Origin of the sequence: Pseudomonas serbica, assembly GCF_028823535.1 — a bacterium.
In the GTDB taxonomy this organism is placed as follows: domain Bacteria; phylum Pseudomonadota; class Gammaproteobacteria; order Pseudomonadales; family Pseudomonadaceae; genus Aquipseudomonas; species Aquipseudomonas serbica.
Genome location: NZ_JAQIYM010000001.1, coordinates 158,167 through 173,452 on the forward strand (window position 1 = coordinate 158,167; position 15,286 = coordinate 173,452).

Annotated in this window: 12 protein-coding genes; 8 read left to right on the forward strand and 4 right to left on the reverse strand. The window is 61.2% G+C overall.

Annotated elements, in window-relative coordinates; genetic code table 11:
- Window positions 1-231: 231 nt before the first annotated feature.
- The 6 genes from NQL71_RS00690 (at window position 232) to yccS (ending at window position 9,715) form a co-directional block, all read left to right on the forward strand.
- The gene (locus tag NQL71_RS00690; protein WP_248685943.1) at window positions 232-1,674 is read left to right on the forward strand and encodes a TldD/PmbA family protein; all 1,443 of its coding nucleotides are present in this window, start codon (window positions 232-234) and stop codon (window positions 1,672-1,674) included.
- Window positions 1,674-3,011, forward strand: coding sequence for a TldD/PmbA family protein (locus tag NQL71_RS00695; RefSeq protein WP_274642158.1), 1,338 nt, complete (start codon window positions 1,674-1,676; stop codon window positions 3,009-3,011). The genes NQL71_RS00690 and NQL71_RS00695 overlap by 1 nt, the downstream gene beginning before the upstream one ends.
- 135 nt (window positions 3,012-3,146) lie before the next feature.
- A complete protein-coding gene (mdtD, locus tag NQL71_RS00700) occupies window positions 3,147-4,574 on the forward strand; it encodes a multidrug transporter subunit MdtD (protein ID WP_077184653.1) in 1,428 nt (475 codons plus the stop codon).
- A gap of 105 nt (window positions 4,575-4,679) precedes the next feature.
- Window positions 4,680-6,017 (forward strand): ATP-dependent RNA helicase DbpA, encoded by a 1,338-nt coding sequence (gene dbpA, locus NQL71_RS00705; RefSeq protein WP_235431860.1) that lies wholly within the window; start codon window positions 4,680-4,682, stop codon window positions 6,015-6,017.
- Between the two features lie 135 nt (window positions 6,018-6,152).
- Entirely contained in the window at window positions 6,153-7,331 is a 1,179-nt protein-coding gene (locus NQL71_RS00710) for a BaiN/RdsA family NAD(P)/FAD-dependent oxidoreductase (protein ID WP_046818276.1), read from the forward strand.
- 200 nt (window positions 7,332-7,531) lie between these two features.
- Entirely contained in the window at window positions 7,532-9,715 is a 2,184-nt protein-coding gene (gene yccS / locus NQL71_RS00715; RefSeq protein WP_046818277.1) for a YccS family putative transporter, read from the forward strand.
- A gap of 13 nt (window positions 9,716-9,728) precedes the next feature.
- Here yccS and NQL71_RS00720 read toward each other — a convergent pair whose 3' ends face one another.
- Window positions 9,729-10,466 carry a substrate-binding periplasmic protein gene (locus NQL71_RS00720; protein WP_046818278.1) on the reverse strand — a complete coding sequence of 246 codons (738 nt, stop codon included), beginning with the start codon at window positions 10,464-10,466 and terminating at the stop codon, window positions 9,729-9,731.
- A 253-nt stretch (window positions 10,467-10,719) separates the two neighbouring features.
- On the opposite strand from NQL71_RS00720, the gene NQL71_RS00725 reads away from it, so the two are divergent.
- Window positions 10,720-11,172 carry a GNAT family N-acetyltransferase gene (locus tag NQL71_RS00725; protein ID WP_046818279.1) on the forward strand — a complete coding sequence of 151 codons (453 nt, stop codon included), beginning with the start codon at window positions 10,720-10,722 and terminating at the stop codon, window positions 11,170-11,172.
- 109 nt (window positions 11,173-11,281) lie between these two features.
- Here NQL71_RS00725 and NQL71_RS00730 read toward each other — a convergent pair whose 3' ends face one another.
- The 3 genes from NQL71_RS00730 to NQL71_RS00740 are packed head-to-tail and all read right to left on the reverse strand — an operon-like array spanning window position 11,282 to window position 14,267.
- Entirely contained in the window at window positions 11,282-11,578 is a 297-nt protein-coding gene (locus tag NQL71_RS00730; RefSeq protein ID WP_046818280.1) for a winged helix-turn-helix domain-containing protein, read from the reverse strand.
- Between the two features lie 28 nt (window positions 11,579-11,606).
- Window positions 11,607-12,098: a M48 metallopeptidase family protein gene (locus NQL71_RS00735; protein ID WP_166622108.1), complete on the reverse strand. Its 492-nt coding sequence runs from the start codon at window positions 12,096-12,098 to the stop codon at window positions 11,607-11,609.
- Between the two features lie 45 nt (window positions 12,099-12,143).
- On the reverse strand, window positions 12,144-14,267 hold the full coding sequence (locus NQL71_RS00740) for a putative bifunctional diguanylate cyclase/phosphodiesterase (protein ID WP_166622107.1): 2,124 nt from the start codon (window positions 14,265-14,267) through the stop codon (window positions 12,144-12,146).
- Window positions 14,268-14,587: 320 nt separating this feature from the next.
- Here NQL71_RS00740 and NQL71_RS00745 point away from each other — a divergent pair, with 320 nt between their 5' ends.
- Window positions 14,588-15,256 carry a polysaccharide lyase family 7 protein gene (locus NQL71_RS00745; RefSeq protein WP_046818283.1) on the forward strand — a complete coding sequence of 223 codons (669 nt, stop codon included), beginning with the start codon at window positions 14,588-14,590 and terminating at the stop codon, window positions 15,254-15,256.
- Window positions 15,257-15,286: the final 30 nt, after the last annotated feature.

Below are 15,286 nucleotides of genomic sequence, written 5' to 3' on the forward strand. Positions count from 1 at the left end.
CATTCGCGAGCAGGCTCGCTCCCACATTGTTCTGCGTTGATCGCTCGATCGTGATTCAACACAAAAACACTGTGGGAGCGAGCCTGCTCGCGAAGAGGCCCGACCAAACAACACACCTCTACCGATCCAAACTTGATCCTCCCCCCATGCAGGCCTACTCTAGTGCCGCGCAATCGTTTCATCCCCTCGCCGCACCGCTGCACCGCCACTCCATACCAAGGAGGTTCCCGAATGTTCGATTTCCACCCCCAGCTCAAGCAGCGCTTCGCTGCCTTGCGCACGGGCGCCGAATTCTTTTCCCTGCGTTTTGTGCGCGAGTCCGGCCAGTACCTGTCGGTGCGCAAGAACGTCGCCGAACCGCCGAGCCTGAGCCGCGACGAAGGGGCGATGCTGACCGTGCGGGTCAATGGCGTGGAAGCCTATGCCGCCACCAATGACCTGTCGCAACAGGGCCTGCAAGCGGCCCTCGAGCGCGCCGAACAGCAGGCGCGCCGACTCAAGCCTCACGCCCTGCTGGACCTACGCGAACAAGCAGTATCCAGCGAGCGTGCCGATTACTTTTCACCGAACCTCGACCAGCCCTTCCCGTCCCTGAGCGACTGCTACCAGCTGCTCAGCGCCGAATCCGCCGCCGTGCCCAAGGACGAACGCCTGGTGAGCTGGCAGGTCAGCATCGGCATCACTAACGTCGAACAGATTTACCTCAACAGCGCCGGCGCCGAACTGCGCCAGGCCCAGCGCTTCGTCTACCCGGGCCTCGACGTCACCGCCTACGATGGCAACGACAGCCAGACCCGCACGCTCGGCCGGGAAAACTTCGGCCAGCAGGGTGGCTTCGATGTCATCAGCCGCTGCGGACTGATCGGCGCTGGGGCAAAAATTGCCGATCAGGCCCTGCAATTACTGCTGGCACCGAACACGCCGCAGGGGCCGCGCGACCTGCTGCTGATGCCCGACCAGATGATGCTGCAGATCCACGAATCCATCGGCCACCCGCTTGAACTGGACCGCATCCTCGGCGATGAGCGCAATTACGCCGGTACCAGTTTTGTCAAAGCCAGTGATTTCGGTCACCTGCAATACGGTTCCGGCCTGCTCAACGTGACTTTCGACCCGGACATTCCCGAGCAGCTTGCCAGCTACGGCCATGACGACGACGGCACGGCGGCCAACAAACAGTTCCTGATTCGCCAAGGCCTCTTGCTGCGCCCCTTGGGCGGTGCCCTCTCGCAGTTCCGCGCCGGCCTGGACGGGGTCGCCAACAGCCGTGCCTGCGGCTGGAACCGCCCGCCGATCGACCGCATGGCCAACCTCAACATCGAGCCTGGCGACCAGCCGCTCGAGCAACTGATCGGCAACATCGAACACGGCATCCTGATGAGCACCAACCGCTCCTGGTCCATCGACGATGCGCGCAACAAGTTCCAGTTCGGTTGCGAATGGGGCCAGTTGATCGAAAACGGCGAACTCAAGGGCGTGGTGAAAAACCCGAACTACCGGGCGATTTCCGCGCAGTTCTGGAAAAGCCTCAGCGCAGTCGGCGACGCCAGCACCTTCAAGGTCCTGGGCACACCGAACTGTGGCAAGGGCGAGCCGAATCAAGTGATCCGCGTCGGCCACGCCTCGCCAGCCTGCGTGTTCAGCAACGTTGATGTATTTGGGGGAGACAGCTGATGACTACGTCGAAAGCCCAGGCAGAGTCGTTCAAGGCATTGGTCGCCGGATTAAGTGAAGCGCTGCACGAACCGGAGCAATTCACCCTCAGCTATGCCGCCGAATCGTCGGCCTTCGTGCGTTTCAACCACGCCAAGGTGCGTCAGGCCGGGCAGGTGCAACAGGCGAGCGTCGGCTTGAAACTGATCAACGATGGTCGCCACGCCGACCTGCAGATCACCCTGGCGGGCGATCCTGCGGTCGACCATCAGCGCCTGGCCGAAGGCCTGCAACAGCTGCGCGAAACCTTGCCGTTGCTGCCCCAGGACCCCTACCTGCTGCTAAACCACAACGGCTGGCAAAGCAAAAACGTGCAGGAGCATCCGCTGCCGGACACCGAGCAAGTGGTCGCCGAAATCTCCCAGGCCGCTGAAGGCCTGGACTTGGTCGGATTCTACGCCGCCGGGCCGATCAGCCGTGGTTTCGCCAGTTCCGCCGGCGCGTTCGGCTGGCACCAGGCCAACAGCTTCAACTTCGACTTCAGCCTGTTCCATGAAAACGGCCAGGCGGTGAAGGCCAGCTACGCCGGGCACGACTGGAACAGCGCAGGCTTTGCCAAACGCTTCCAGCAGGCTCGGGAGCAGCTTGAGTACCTGGGACGGCCACTGCGCACCCTGGCCCCAGGCCAATACCGCGCTTACCTGGCGCCCGCCGCGCTGGAAGAAATCATGGGCATGCTGTGCTGGGGCGGTTTTTCGGCACAGTCGATCGCCAGCAAAAGCAGCCCACTGCAGAAGCTCTACGGCGGCGACCAGGCGTTTAGCCCGCTGGTTTCGCTGGACGAAAAAGTCAGCGGTTCGCTGAGCCCGGCGTTCTCCGACGAAGGTTATCCGCGAAGCGACCTGGGCTTGATCGTCGAAGGCAGGGCCGGTGCGCAACTGGTCGGATCACGCAGCGCCGCCGAGTACGGACTGACCGCCAACGGCGCCAGCGGCGGGGAATCGCCAACGGCCCTGAATATGCAGGCCGGGAACTTGCCTGAGGCACAGATCCTCAAGCAACTCGGTACCGGCCTGTACATCAGCAACCTGTGGTACCTGAACTTCTCGGATCAACCGGCGGCGCGCCTGACCGGCATGACGCGGTTTGCCACGTTCTGGGTCGAAAACGGCGAGATCCAGGCGCCGGTCAGCACCATGCGTTTCGACGACAGCGCCTACAGCCTGCTGGGTTCGCAGCTGGAAGCACTGACCGCGGAGCGCGAATTGCTGTTGTCGGCGAGTACCTATAGCCAGCGGGCGACGGCATCGGCGTTGTTGCCGGGGGCGATCGTCCGGCGGCTGACGTTGACCCTGTAAACACAATCCCCCTGTGGGAGCGGGCTTGCTCGCGAAAGCGGTGGGTCATTCAGCATTGATGTTGAATGTGATGGCCCCTTCGCGAGCAAGCCCGCTCCCACAGGGTTCGGTTCCCTGACCACCACAAGAGGTCCCATGCCCAACCGCCCGCCTCTCGATCCAGTCACCGCCCGCTGGGTGCCCTGGGTCGTCGCCATTGCGTTCTTCATGCAGTCCCTCGACGGGACGATCCTCAACACCGCCCTGCCGGCCATGGCCAGCGACCTGGCGGAAGACCCGTTGCGCATGCAGGGCGTGATCATTGCCTACATGCTCACGGTCGCCTTGCTGATCCCCGCCTCCGGTTGGATCGCTGACCGTTTCGGCACGAAAAAAATCTTCTTCAGCGCGATCCTGCTGTTCAGTTTCGGCTCGTTGCTCTGCGCCTTGTCCAGCAGCTTGAGCATGCTGATCGGTGCACGAGTGATCCAGGGCCTGGGCGGCGCGTTGATGTTGCCGGTCGGACGACTGGTGGTGCTGCGCGCCTACCCGCGCTCGGAACTGGTGCGGATCATGGGTTTCATCACCATTCCCGGCCTGCTCGGGCCGTTGATCGGCCCGACCATGGGCGGCTGGATGGTGGAGTACCTGACCTGGCACTGGATTTTCCTGATCAACCTGCCGGTGGGACTGGTGGGCTGCTACGCGGTGTGGAAATTCATCCCCGACCTGCGCGGCTCCGAACGGACCCGTTTCGATAGCCTGGGTTTCCTGCTGTTCGGCGCGGCGATGATCCTGATCACGGTCGCCATGGAAGGTTTGGGCGAACTGCACCTGCCACACCTGCGGGTGATGCTGTTGTTGTTCGGCGGCATGGCCTGCCTGGCGGCCTACTGGCTGCGCGCCGGGCACATCGACAATCCGTTGTTTGCGCCGTCGTTGTTCAAGACCCGCACTTTTGCCGTCGGCATTCTCGGCAACCTCTTCGCCCGCCTCGGCAGCGGTGCCCTGCCGTTCCTGGTGCCGCTGTTGCTGCAAGTGGCGTTGGGGTATTCGCCGTCCCAGGCCGGGATGAGCATGCTGCCGCTGGCCGCTGCAGCGATGATCGCCAAGTGGGTGGCGCGACCGCTGATCGAACGGCTGGGCTACCGTATCGTGCTGACCGGCAACACCCTGGCGCTGGGAATCATGCTGGCGAGCATGGGCCTGGTCAGCGAGCAGACGCCGTACTGGCTGCTGTTGTGCCTGCTGGCAGTCCTGGGGGCGATCAACTCCTTGCAGTTCACCGCGATGAACACCGTGACCCTGATCGACCTCGACGATGCCAGTGCCAGCAGCGGCAACAGTCTGCTGTCGGTGGTCGCTCAACTGTCCCTGAGCCTGGGGGTGGCCTGTGCCGGTGCGCTGCTCGGCGGCTTTACCGCAGAGATCGGAAACGATGGTGTTGAGACGGTGCTGGGGGCGTTCCAACTGACGTTTGTGACCGTCGGAATCATGGCAATGCTGGCCGCGACCATCTTCTCGCAGCTCTCAAAGGAAGACGGACGGCGCGTCAAGCGTCCGGAAGAACACATAGAGCCTTAGGGCGAATGGCCATCGGGCTGGTACACTGCGCGACATTTTGTTTTGCAGGCCAGTCCCGTGACCACCATCGCCACCGAATTTAATACTTTGCCGCTGTCCGCCGCCATGCTGGCTAACCTCGACTCCCTCGGTTATGCCCAGATGACGCCGATCCAGGCGCAAAGCTTGCCGGTGATCCTCAAGGGGATGGACCTGATCGCCCAGGCCAAGACCGGCAGCGGCAAGACCGCCGCCTTCGGTATCGGCCTGCTCAACCCGATCAATCCGCGCTACTTCGGTTGCCAGGCGTTGATCCTGTGCCCGACCCGCGAGCTGGCCGACCAGGTCGCCAAGGAAATCCGTCGCCTGGCCCGTGCCGAAGACAACATCAAGGTCCTGACCCTGTGCGGCGGCGTGTCCCTCGGCCCGCAGATCGCTTCGCTGGAACACGGCGCGCACATCATCGTCGGCACCCCGGGGCGCATCCAGCAGCACCTGCGCAAGGGCTCGCTGGTATTGCACGGCCTCAACACCCTGATCCTCGACGAAGCCGACCGCATGCTCGACATGGGTTTCTACGACTCCATCGAAGAAATCATCATGCAGGCCCCCGAGCGTCGCCAGACCCTGCTGTTCTCCGCCACCTACCCGGTGGGCATCAAGCAGCTAGCCTCGAAATTCATGCGCAACCCGCAGCAAGTGAAGGCCGAGGCGTTTCACGACGACACGCAGATCGAGCAGCGCTTCTACGAAATTTCCCCGGATGATCGCATGAGCGCCGTGACCAAGGTGCTGGGCCACTTCCGTCCGGCGTCCTGTGTGGCGTTCTGCTTCACCAAGCAGCAGGTCCAGGAAACCGTTGATCACCTGACAGCCAAGGGCATCTCCGCCGTTGGCCTGCATGGTGATCTGGAACAGCGCGATCGTGACCAGGTACTGGCGATGTTCGCCAACCGCAGTACTTCCGTGCTGGTGGCGACTGACGTTGCCGCCCGCGGCCTGGACATCGATTCGCTGGACATGGTGATCAACGTCGAACTGGCCCGGGATTCGGAAATCCACATCCACCGTGTTGGCCGTACTGGCCGTGCCGGTGAGAAAGGCCTCGCCATCAGCCTGGTCGCCCCGTCCGAAGCGCACCGCGCCCAGGCCATCGAGCAGCTGCAGAAGAGCCCGCTGAACTGGGACCAGGTGGACAACCTCACCTCCCAGGGCGGTGGCCCGCTGCTGCCGCAGATGAGCACCCTGTGCATCGCTGGCGGCCGCAAGGACAAGGTTCGTCCAGGCGACATCCTTGGTGCACTGACCGGTGAAGCCGGCATCCCGGGCGCCCAGGTCGGCAAGATCGCCATTTTCGACTTCCAGGCCTTCGTGGCCGTGGAACGCGGCGTCGCCAAGCAGGCCCTGCAACGCCTGAACGACGGCAAGATCAAGGGCCGTTCGTTGCGCGTGCGCATCCTCTGACCCTGATCGTTCCCACGCTCTGCGTGGGAACGCATCCCGTGACGCTCTGCGTCACATATCAGCGGACGCAAAGCGTCCATGGCGGCATTCCCACGCAGAGCGTGGGAACGATCGAGTACAGTTGAGGACACCGTTTTGCGCTCTACCGAAGTCGTGATCATTGGCGCTGGCGCCGCAGGGTTGATGTGTGCACTGACCGCCGCCGGGCGCGGGCGCAAGGTGCTGTTGCTCGACCATGCCAACAAGGCCGGCAAGAAAATCCTGATGTCGGGCGGTGGCCGTTGCAATTTCACCAACATGTACACTGAACCTGGCAATTTTCTCTCGCAGAACGCGCACTTCTGCAAATCCGCCCTGGCCCGCTACACCCAGTGGGATTTTATCGGCATGGTGGCCAAGCACGGCGTGCCCTACCACGAGAAAAAGCTCGGCCAACTGTTCTGCGATAACAAATCCAGCGACATCCTCGAAATGCTGCTCAACGAGTGCGATCAGGTCGGCGTCAGTCTGCACCTGGACACCTCGATCCAGACCATCGAGAAGCTCGAGAAAGGCTACTTGCTGGACACCACCCTCGGCCAGGTCACCTGCGAATCACTGGTGATCGCCACCGGCGGCCTGTCGATCCCGACCTTGGGCGCAACCGGTTTTGGCTACCAGGTGGCCAAGCAATTCGGCCACGACCTGCTGCCGACTCGCGCCGGCCTGGTGCCGTTCACCATCACCGATCAACTCAAGGAACTGTGCACCGAGTTGTCCGGCACCTCGGTGGACTGCCTGGTCAGCTGCAATGACCAGAGCTTTCGCGAGAATATCCTGTTCACCCACCGCGGCCTGAGTGGCCCGGCGATCTTGCAGATTTCTTCGTTCTGGGAATCCGGCGACACGGTGGAAATCAACCTGATGCCGGACCACGACGTACCAACCTGGCTGCAACAGCAACAGGCCGAACGCCCCAACAGCGAACTGAAAACCCTGCTCGGCGAAATCTTCACCAAGAAGATGGCTAATCTGCTGGCGGACAACTGGTTCGTCTCCAAGCCGATGAAGCAATACACCCACGGGGAAATCGCCGCCATCGCCGAGAAACTGGCGAACTGGAAAGTGGTACCGGCAGGCACTGAAGGCTACCGCACCGCCGAGGTGACCCTGGGCGGCGTCGATACCAACGAGGTGTCGTCCAAGACCATGGAGTCGCTGAAGAGCCCTGGCCTGTATTTCATCGGTGAAGTGCTGGACGTCACCGGGCACCTGGGCGGCTTCAACTTCCAGTGGGCCTGGGCCTCCGGCTACGCCGCCGCGCAGTACGTCTGATCGACCGCGCCATCGTTCTTCGCCGGCAAGCCAGCTCCTACAAGACCGCGCAAGACCTGTAGGAGCTGGCTTGCCAGCGAAGGCGATGTAACAGACATAGGGAAGGAACAGATTTTGCTGTCAGATGTGATTGCCGCCATTGCGTCGGCGTCATCATTGGCTCAATTTAGCGTCATTGCCTCGGAAGGCCTTCGCACTTCATGTCATCGACCTCGTTCCGTCAGTCTCTGCGCCGGCTTTGGGCGCTGGATAAATTCAGTTACAGCGTGCGGGTGTTCATCGCCCTGACCGGCACCATGGCTTTGTGCTGGTATCAGGATGAAATGGGACTGCTGATCCCGTTGTTCCTGGGGATTATCGCCAGCGCCCTGGCCGAAACCGATGACAGCTGGCAGGGCCGCCTCAACGCTCTGGCAGTGACCCTGGTGTGTTTCGCCGTCGCCGCGCTGTCGGTCGAACTGCTGTTCCCCTACCCCATTCTCTTTATCATCGCCTTCGCCTTGGCCGCCTTCTGCCTGACGATGCTCGGCGCCCTGGGCGAACGTTATGGGGCGATTGCCTCGGCGACCCTGATTCTGTCGGTCTACACCATGATCGGCGTCGACCAGCGCGGTGGCGCGGTCACCGATTTCTGGCATGAGCCGGTGCTGCTGGTGGCCGGTGCAGCCTGGTACGGCCTGCTGTCGGTGTTGTGGCAGGCGCTGTTTTCCAACCAGCCGGTGCAACAAAGCCTGGCGCGGCTGTTCCGTGAGCTGGGGTTTTACCTGAAGTTGAAGTCTTCGCTGTTCGAGCCGATCCGGCAGATGGACGTGGAAGCCCGGCGCCTGGAACTGGCCCAGCAAAACGGCCGCGTGGTTGCGGCGCTGAACGCCGCCAAGGAAATCATCCTGCATCGGGTCGGCAACGGTCGCCCAGGCTCAAAAGTCAGCCGCTACCTGAAGCTGTACTTCCTCGCCCAGGACATCCACGAACGCGCCAGTTCCTCGCATTACCCGTACAACGCCCTGGCCGAAGCGTTCTTCCACAGCGATGTGCTGTTCCGCTGCCAGCGCCTGCTGCGCCAGCAAGGCAAGGCGTGCCGGGCGCTGGCCGAGTCGATCCAGATGCGCCAGCCGTTCACCTACGACGCGAGTTTTGCCGAGGCCCTCGGCGACCTGCACGCCTCCCTCGAACACCTGCGCATCCAGAGCAATCCCGCCTGGCGCGGGCTACTGCGCTCACTGCGGGCGCTGGCGGCCAACCTCGGCACGCTCGACCGCCTGCTCAGCGATGCCAGCAATCCCGACACCCTGGCCGACGCCACCGACAGCAGCCTGCTCGACCGCTCGCCGCGCAATTTCAAGGATGTCTGGGTACGCTTGCGCACCCAACTGACGCCCACCTCGCTGCTGTTCCGCCATGCCCTGCGCTTGCCCCTGGCCTTGAGCATCGGCTACGCCATGGTGCATTTGATTCACCCGTCCCAGGGCTACTGGATCATCCTCACGACGCTGTTTGTCTGCCAGCCGAACTACGGTGCAACAAGGCGCAAGCTCGGCCAGCGGATCATCGGCACCGCGATCGGCCTGACGCTGGCCTGGGCACTGTTCGATCTGTTCCCGAACCCGCTGATCCAGTCCTGTTTCGCGATTGCCGCCGGGGTGGTGTTCTTTACCAACCGCACCACCCGCTACACCCTGGCGACGGCGGCAATCACGCTGATGGTGCTGTTCTGCTTCAACCAGGTGGGCGACGGTTACGGGCTGTTCCTGCCTCGGCTGTTCGATACCCTGCTCGGCAGCCTGATTGCCGGCCTGGCGGTGTTCCTGTTCCTGCCGGACTGGCAGGGTCGGCGCCTGAACAAAGTGCTGGCCAACACCCTGACCTGCAACAGCATCTACCTGCGCCAGATCATGCAGCAATACGCCGCCGGCAAAAGCGACGACCTGGCGTATCGCCTGGCGCGGCGCAACGCACACAACGCCGACGCGGCGTTGTCGACCACCCTGGCCAACATGCTGATGGAGCCGGGGCATTTCCGGAAGGAAGCGGATGTCGGGTTTCGCTTCCTGGTGCTGTCGCACACCTTGCTCAGCTATTTGTCCGGACTGGGCGCCCACCGGGAAACTCAATTACCGCAGGATGTGCGCGAACAGCTGATCGAAGGCGCGGGGGTGAAACTGGCGTCCAGCATCGATGAAATAGCCCAGGGGCTGGCAAGCAAATCCGCCATTGCCATTCAGAGCGATGAGGAAGAAGCGTTGGCCAACGCGCTCGAGCAAATGCCCGACGAGATCGATGAGGGCCAGCGACTGGTGCAGACGCAACTGGCGTTGATCTGCCGACAGTTGGGACCGTTGCGCACGCTGGCGGCGCATTTGATCAAGGACACCAGCGAGGATTGAGAGGTGTCACACTTCACATTCCGTGTCGCTTCATGATCCGCGCATACGTGCCGTCGGCCTTCATTGCCAGGATGGCACGATCAAAACCGGCGACGATCTGCTCGTGCTGCGGATTTTTCAGGCTGACCAGAATGTGCAGGCCGTTCTCGCTCAGCGGTTTGGGCAAGAACTCCACGGCGTTGCGAACCTTGGGCGACTCTCGGGCCAGATAATAACGAGCGACATATTCGTCTTCCAAGGTCAGCTTGACCCTGTCGGCAGCGACCATGCGCACGGCCATGGCAAAGTTGTGTACCGGAATCTTCTGCAATGACACATCTTGATCGAAACTCGGTGAATAGGCGTAGCCACGCACCACCGCAATCGGATTGGTATACAGCTGCTGCAAATGGTTGAATTCGATGGGTGCATCCTTACGCTTGAGAAAGCGCACCCGATTGATCAGGTACTCGTCCGAAAACTGCCCGAGCCCTGTGCGCTCCTCATTGAACCAGGCGTTGACCAAAACGTCATAACGGCCCTCGCCCAACCCAAGCAACGCCCGCGCCCACGGCACCTGCTGGAAATCACTGGCATAGCCGGACCGCGCCAGGGCGGTACTGACAATGTCCGTGGCCAACCCACCATTGAACAAGGTGGCGTCGGTAAAGGGTGGCCAGGCATCCGCCACCAGCCGCAACTTTTCTGCAGCCACACTTTCAGTCAGCAACAGCAATCCAAGCAAAGCAAAGGCTCGATGCAATCGCGGCATGCCAGAAAATCCTTAGCGGGCGGCTGCCCGACGTGTTTTTCAGCGAAAACGCCAAGACCCGTACCGGCACCCCCAGGCACTCAATGTCAGCGCGTTGCAGCTCTGCACAGCGCTAGATTCAGATTACACAAAGAAGACAGCGTCGCGCCAAATGAATGATGGCATTTTGGTCTTTGTCACAGATTCCTACGCCATAAAGACATCCATCGCCGAGGCGCTTAGTATCACCAAGACGTTTTCAGGGAATCAGCACATGACAATCAACTGGGTCTGCAAACACCACAGCGATCTGGGCAAGGAGCAGCTGTATGCCATTTTGCAACTGCGCGCCGAAGTGTTCGTCATCGAACAGAAATGCATCTATCAGGACATCGATGGCCAGGATCTGGAGGGTGACACCTGCCATTTGATGGCCTGGGACGAAGATCGGCTGGTGGCGTACCTGCGCCTGCTCGATCCTGAGCTACAGGGCGGTGACGTGGTGATCGGGCGGGTGATCATTGCGCCACAGGCGCGAGGCACCGGGCTGGGCCATGAGTTGATGGCCCAGGCGCTGAAGCAGATCGCAAAACGCTGGCCAGACATGCCGGTCTACCTCTCGGCCCAGGCGCATTTGCAGGGGTATTACGGGCGGTACGGGTTTGTCGTGGCGGGTGAGGAGTATGTCGAGGACGGGATTCCACACATCGGCATGCGGCGTTCCTGAGGGCCCTATCGCGAGCAGGCTCGCTCCCACAGTCGATCTTTGTTAAGCCAAATATCTACTGTGGGAGCGAGCCTGCTCGCGAAGGCGTCCGATCAATCACCGCAGAAACTCAGGGATACTCCAGCACCGCCTTGATCTGCCGAAGATTACGCTCGATCCACCCGCGATCGATCGCCCCCCACCCGCGAATGCGATAACGCCCGGCATGGTTGCGTGCGCCCTCTTCCTGCTCGAACTCGCAGACGATATCCAGGTCCGCCAGGGCAGCAATGGTGTCCTGGGCTGTGCGCCGGGGCATACCGGTGACTTCGGTCAAGGCCGGAACGCTGCTGGCCAGGCCACTGTCGATCAGGTACGCCACGTACAGGCGGCGGTAGAAGCTGCTCTTGGTCTTGCTTACGTCCATCCATGCGCTCCTTGTTCGTCGGATCGATTCATTGCAGGTCGCGCCAGGTCAGGTACACCCGCACATCGAACTCCACCTGGTGATAACCGGGCAACATGTGCTCGCACAGTTTGTAGAAGGCCTTGTTGTGGTCGGACTCCTTGAAGTGCGCCAACTCATGCACCACGATCATTTTCAGAAACTCCGATGGCGCCTCCTTGAACAATGAGGCGATGCGGATTTCTTTCTTGGCCTTGAGCTTGCCGCCTTGCACCCGCGAGATGGTGGTGTGCAGGCCGAGTGCGCGGTGTGTCAGGTCCAGACGGTTGTCAAACAGGACCTTGTCGATGGAAGGGGCGTTACGCAGGTATTCCTGCTTGAGGTCCAGGGCATAGGTGTACAGCGCCTTGTCGCTCTGCACTCCATGCTTTTGCGGGTAACGCTGGCTCAGGTAATCGCCCAGCCGACCGTCGGCGATCATCTGACGCACCTGGTCTTGCAAGGTAGCCGGGTAGGCCTGGAGGTATTTCAACGCGGTCATCGCAGCGGCAACTCAAATCAGCAAAAGGTCGCCAGTGTAGCGAATTCAGCCGGTCAGCGCGCCCCAGTCGAAGGGCTGCACAAAGAGCCCGGTGTCTTCGGCCATCATCGGCCGCGCCACCAGGAAACCTTGCACATACTCACAGCCATTGGCTTGCAGCCACTGGTATTGCGCCAGGGTTTCGACCCCTTCGGCAACCACCAGCATCCCGTACTCCTTGCACAGGTCGATCACATTGCGCACCAGGGCGGCGTCCCTGGAGGAATCCGGAAGCCGGCTGATCAGATGGCGATCGAGCTTGAGCGTATCCAGTTCCAGGTCGCGCAAATGAGACAGCGAACACGGGCCGGAACCGAAGTCGTCCAGCGCCACCCGGACCCCAAGATTGCGCAGTAAACGCAGCTGCTTCCGGGTTTCCTCCGGGTTATGCATCAAGGCCTCTTCCGTCACCTCGACCTCCAGGTGACGCGACTGCAAACCATGCCGCTCCAGTACCTGGCGCAACTCGGTGACCAGATGGGGCATGGCAAACTGTGTGCTGCTCAAGCTGACACCCACCACCAGGTCCTCGGCAAACAGCGCCTCCCAAGCTTTGCGCTGCCCGGCACTGCGTTGGTAGATCCAGCTGCCCAGGCGACTGATCAACCGTGCCTCTTCCAGCAGCGGCAAAAACAACCCTGGGGGCACGTCGCCGACGCTCGGGTGCTGCCAGCGCAGCAACGCCTCGAATCCACGAAGCCGCCCATCGGCAACAGCCACCTGAGGCTGATACACAAGATTGAAATCACGATTCTCGATGGCCGTGCGCACGCTTTCCTCGAGCATCAGTCGCGAGCGAGCCCGGCCGTTCATTTCGTGGTCGTAGAACCGATACTGCTGGCGGCCGGCGCGCTTGGCTTCGTACATGGCGATGTCGGACGCGCGCATCAAGCCATCGAGGTTGGCGCCGCAATCGGGGAACGTGGCAATGCCGATGCTGGCGCCGAGGGCGATATCCAGACCGTCGATTTGCTGGCAGACCGACACCCGTTCGATGAGTTTTTCCGCAATCTTCGCCGCCTGCTCGGGAAACTCCAGGTCCAGTAAGGCCGTGAATTCATCTCCCCCCATGCGTGCCAGGATGTCAAATGGACGCAGGCAGGCCTTCAACTGTTCGGACACCCAACGCAATACGCGATCGCCGGCATCGTGACCGAGCGAATCGTTGACCCGCTTGAAGCCATCCAGGTCGAGGTACAACAGGACCCAGGCACTGTCCGAACGTTCGCCTCGCAACAGGAGGTTTTCCACAGTCTGGTAAAAGCCACGGCGGTTCAGCAACCCGGTCAGCGGATCGGTGACCGCCTGGAATTCGAGTTGCTGATGCAGGTGGCGCACCACCGACATGTCCAGCACTGTCACCACCATCGCATGTTGTTCCGTAGGCAGTGGGGCGCAGGACAGCGCCACGGGCACCTGTTGCCCCGGGGCGGTACGCAGCAATGCATCGTGCAGGCGCAAGGTCTCGCCGCGTTTGTACCCGTTCAACAGGTCAGAATCGGCCCAGACCGGAATGTGCGGTTTTTGCAGGAAATCCAGGAACTCCTTGCCCTGCAGCTCCTGCACCGTGGCATTGAGCAGTCGCGACATTGCCGGGTTGGCAAAGCGCACCAGACCGTCCTCACCGACCACCAGGATGCCCTCGGCGGCGTTTTCCAGCACCGAGGCATTGAACGCGCGAGCGACCTCCAGGTCATGACTCAGGCGCTGCAATGCCCGGCGATTGCGCTGGTGCTCGAGCAGCGCCTGGACCTTGGGCTTGAGGATCTGTGGGTCGAAGGGTTTGAACAGATAATCCACCGCGCCACTGGCATACCCCTTGATCACGGCATCCTGGGACTGTTCGTTGGCGGTCAGGAAAATGATCGGTGTCAGGTGCGTACGCTGGCTGCCACGCATCAAGCGCGCCACTTCAAAACCGTCCATGCCCGGCATTTGCACATCAAGCAGCACCAGGTCGACATCGTATTCAAGCAACAACCCGAGCGCCTCGAAACCGGAGGCAGCGGTGATGACCTGCCAATCCTGGCGCTGCAGCAATGCACGCATGCTGACCAGGTTTTCAGGGTAATCATCGACGATCAACAGGGTTGAATGGCCTTCAGCTGGCATTGGGTGCGCGCATTCCATGCTGCTTCTCTAGGTCTGGATGTCAGGTCGACTTCGGGTGAAAACCGGACAGATATTGTGCCTTCACTCTAGACCGGGATCAGTGAAAGCAGAAGGTGTCAGTGCGCCATCACTCGACCGAAGCGTCATTTGCCGACTAACGGTCGGCCACGCAGCCCGCTAAAATCGGGCAGGATGGCACTTCGACAGGATGTTGGCGCCAATTAACTGCCCGGCGGGCGTTAACAAAATAGTTCACTACGCTTATAAAGACCGCCCCAAAGGCACGTGCTAGAGCGATTGGCACGTTCGTGCAGCATTCATTCGCGGAAGCTTTGACTATGATTGACCTCGCAACCTGGAATCTCAGTGTTCCTGTCGGCAGCCCGCCATACACTGTTGAAACCTCAAAACTGGTAGACGGTTTCAAGGATCAATACTTCCATTCCGACACGGGCGTTCTGTTTTTCTGGTCGCCAGTGACCGGCTCGCGCACTGAAAACGCGATTTATCCGCGCACCGAGCTGCGTGAAACCTACAGCAACGGCACGCTGAAAAACTGGTTCTACCCGGACGCCGACAACTTGCTCCACGCCACCCTGGCGGTGAACCAGGTCCCAAGCTCGGGCAAGATCGTGATCGGGCAGATCCACGCCTATAACAGCCAGAAGCCGATGGTCAAACTCGAATACCAATACAAAACCAAAACCGAGACCGGCAACCTCGTCATCAAAGTGCGCATGCACCCCGACGACTCTGAAAGCCGGATCATCACCCTCGCCACCGGGATCAAGCTCAATAATGAGTTCAACTACCTCATTCATTTGAGCCCCGGCGGCGCACTGGGCGTCAGCGCCGCGGGTTACCAGTGGGATACCACCATCAGTGCCACCTGGCGCGACAAACCGCTGTATTTCAAGGCAGGGGCGTACGTTCAGGACAACACCGGATACACCAGTGAGGGCGGACAAGTGACATTCAGCAAGCTGGATATTGATCACGATAAATAGTGATCCCTATCCGGGTCCCTGCCCCACAAA